4 protein-coding genes are annotated in these 2,324 nt (G+C 73.4%); 3 read left to right on the forward strand and 1 reads right to left on the reverse strand.

Going from position 1 to position 2,324, the window contains the following annotated elements; translation table 11 throughout:
• Positions 1-80: 80 nt before the first annotated feature.
• Both SSNG_RS31170 and SSNG_RS31175 read left to right on the forward strand, forming a co-directional pair.
• Complete coding sequence (locus tag SSNG_RS31170) at positions 81-449, forward strand: tyrosinase family oxidase copper chaperone (RefSeq protein WP_007267932.1); 369 nt, start codon at positions 81-83, stop codon at positions 447-449.
• A 26-nt stretch (positions 450-475) separates the two neighbouring features.
• Entirely contained in the window at positions 476-1,339 is an 864-nt protein-coding gene (locus tag SSNG_RS31175) for a tyrosinase family protein (RefSeq protein ID WP_007267933.1), read from the forward strand.
• A gap of 111 nt (positions 1,340-1,450) precedes the next feature.
• Here the strand turns inward: SSNG_RS31175 and SSNG_RS31180 are convergent, their stop codons facing one another.
• Positions 1,451-1,738 (reverse strand): chaplin, encoded by a 288-nt coding sequence (locus SSNG_RS31180; protein WP_042802413.1) that lies wholly within the window; start codon positions 1,736-1,738, stop codon positions 1,451-1,453.
• Between the two features lie 334 nt (positions 1,739-2,072).
• Between SSNG_RS31180 and SSNG_RS38260 the strand changes: the two genes are divergently transcribed.
• Positions 2,073-2,324: carboxylesterase family protein (locus SSNG_RS38260; protein ID WP_165365041.1), on the forward strand; the 252-nt coding region annotated here is incomplete at its 3' end.

Raw genomic sequence — 2,324 nt, forward strand, 5'->3', positions numbered from 1 at the left:
GCACACCGGGTGACAGGTGACCTCGCACGGCCGCTCCTCGTTGGACAGGCGAACACCGACCGCCGAGCGAGGGAGACCGTATGTACGCAGCACCCGCCGCACCACTGACCCGCCGCGCGGTCCTGCGTACGGCCTTCAGCGCGGCCGTGGCAGGCGGCGTGGCCGCGGCCCTGGCCCCCGTACTGCGCGCCCGGGGCCCCCGCCAGACCCTCACCCCGGCCCCCCTCGCCGAGGAGACGTACCGCGGCCGCCACATCAGCGTCGACCTGGCCTCCGCACAGGTCCGCATCGACGGCCGGCCCCTGCACGTCATGCGGCGCGCCGACGGGACCTACCTCAGCGGGGTCAACCACTTCCAGTCCTACGGGACCCCGCTGGAACTCGCCCGCGCGGCCGTCGACGAACTCGGCACCAGCCAACTGGCCCTCGCCGCACCGCACCACGGCTGACGGACGGGAACGGGAGGAGCCCCGACTTGTACACCCGGCAGAACCAGAAGAACCTGACCAGCGCCCAGAAGAAGCGGTTCACGGCCGCCCTGCTGGAACTCAAGCGCAGCGGCGTCTACGACGAGTTCGTCCGCACCCACGGCACCTACTTCGTGCCCGACCGGGAGCGGAAGCTGCGCGTCGGGCACATGTCCCCCTCGTTCTTCCCCTGGCACCGCCGCTACCTGCTGGAGTTCGAGCAGCGGCTGCGGGCCGTCGACCCGCAGGTCTCCCTCCCGTACTGGGACTGGACCACCGACAGCAGCCCCGTCTCCTCCCTCTGGGCCGAGGACTTCCTCGGCGGCACCGGCCGCGAGGGCGACCGCCAGGTGACCACCGGCCCCTTCGCCTACGAGCGGGGCAACTGGACGATCACCGTCGGCGTCAGCGAGGCCCGCTTCCTCACCCGCAACCTCGGCCGGCCGGCCAACCCGATCACCCTCCCGACCGCCGCCGAACTCCAGTGGGCCCTCGACGACCCCCTCTACGACTCGGCGCCCTGGGACTCCACCGCCCGCGAAGGCGGCTTCCGCAACAAGCTGGAGGGCTGGGCCGCGCCCCGCAGCGAGCGCTGGCGCAACCACAACAAGGTCCACCAGTGGATCGGCGGCCACATGACCGGCGGCACCGCCCCCAACGACCCCGCCTTCTGGCTGCACCACGCCTTCGTGGACCTGCTCTGGGACCGCTGGCAGCAGCGCCACCCCGGCTCCGGCTACCTGCCGGCGGCCCCCCTGGAGCTGGGCGACCTCCAGCGCGGCCGGGTCATCTCCCTCGACGAGCCGATGCCCCCGTGGGACGTCACCCCGCGGGAGATGCTGGGACACCGGGGCGTCTACCGCTACGAGTGACCGCCGGCCCCCGAGCACCACGGGGGCCGGGCCCCCGCATGCGTACGCGGACACGGAAAGGGCCCCCGCCACGTGGCGGGGGCCCTTCAGCCGGTCAGGCGGGCGAGACGGTCACTCGCCGTAGCTGCCGCCCTCGGTGTGGTGCTTGTCGTCGCCGCCGGAGGCGTTGACGCAGGTGTTGCCGAAGGCCGGGTTCAGCAGGGCGATCACGTTGACGGTGTTGCCGCAGACGTTGACCGGGATGTGGACCGGGACCTGCACCACGTTGCCGGACGCGACACCGGGGGAGCCGACAGCCGCACCGTGCGCTCCGGCATCGGCGACAGCCAGACCCGCACCCGCGGCCACGGCGGTGCCCGCCACAGCGGTGATGGCGAATGCCTTCGCGATACGCGACATCAAGATCTCCTCATGAGATGTGGGGCGCCGCATCGCTGCGGCGCGTGACATGGCGTACAACGCGGCGGGAGCCGAGTGGTCACGGCCCGTTCGGCTACCGGGTGACACGAAAACGGACAGAGCCGGAGTACGACCGCACCCGAGTGACCGTTTCCCGGCCGCTTCCGAGCCGCTTCCGAGCCGCTTCCGAGCCGCTTCCCGGCCGCTTCCAGGCCGCGCGACCGGACACTCCCGGCCCGGCGCGATCCCGTCCGCGCGACCCGATCGTGCCTTGTCAGGCCGTGGACGCCTGTGCGACGGTGCCCCGGAGGACACCCTGGTGAGGAGAGCACGGATGAGCGCAGCGGGCGGCGGACGGCCCCGGGCCGGCACCGGACACGGCATCGTGGAGGGCCGCTGGGAGGGCGACGGGATCGCCGTCTTCCGGGGGATCCCCTACGCCGCCGCGCCCGTCGGGCCCCGCCGGTTCGACGCCCCGCGGCCCCCTGCCGCATGGGACGGCGTACGCGACGCCGGGGCGTTCGGGCCCACCGCGCCCAAGGTGCCCTACCCGCCGGCCTTCGCCGCCCTGCTGCCCGACCCGAAG

Source organism: Streptomyces sp. C (assembly GCF_000158895.1).
In the GTDB taxonomy this organism is placed as follows: domain Bacteria; phylum Actinomycetota; class Actinomycetes; order Streptomycetales; family Streptomycetaceae; genus Streptomyces; species Streptomyces racemochromogenes.

What these genes read in the sequence shown, in the direction of transcription:
- SSNG_RS31180 (WP_042802413.1), bottom strand. Translation starts at nt 1,738, where the DNA reads ATGTCGCGTATCGCGAAGGCATTCGCCATCACCGCTGTGGCGGGCACC.
- SSNG_RS31170 (WP_007267932.1), top strand. Translation starts at nt 81, where the DNA reads ATGTACGCAGCACCCGCCGCACCACTGACCCGCCGCGCGGTCCTGCGT.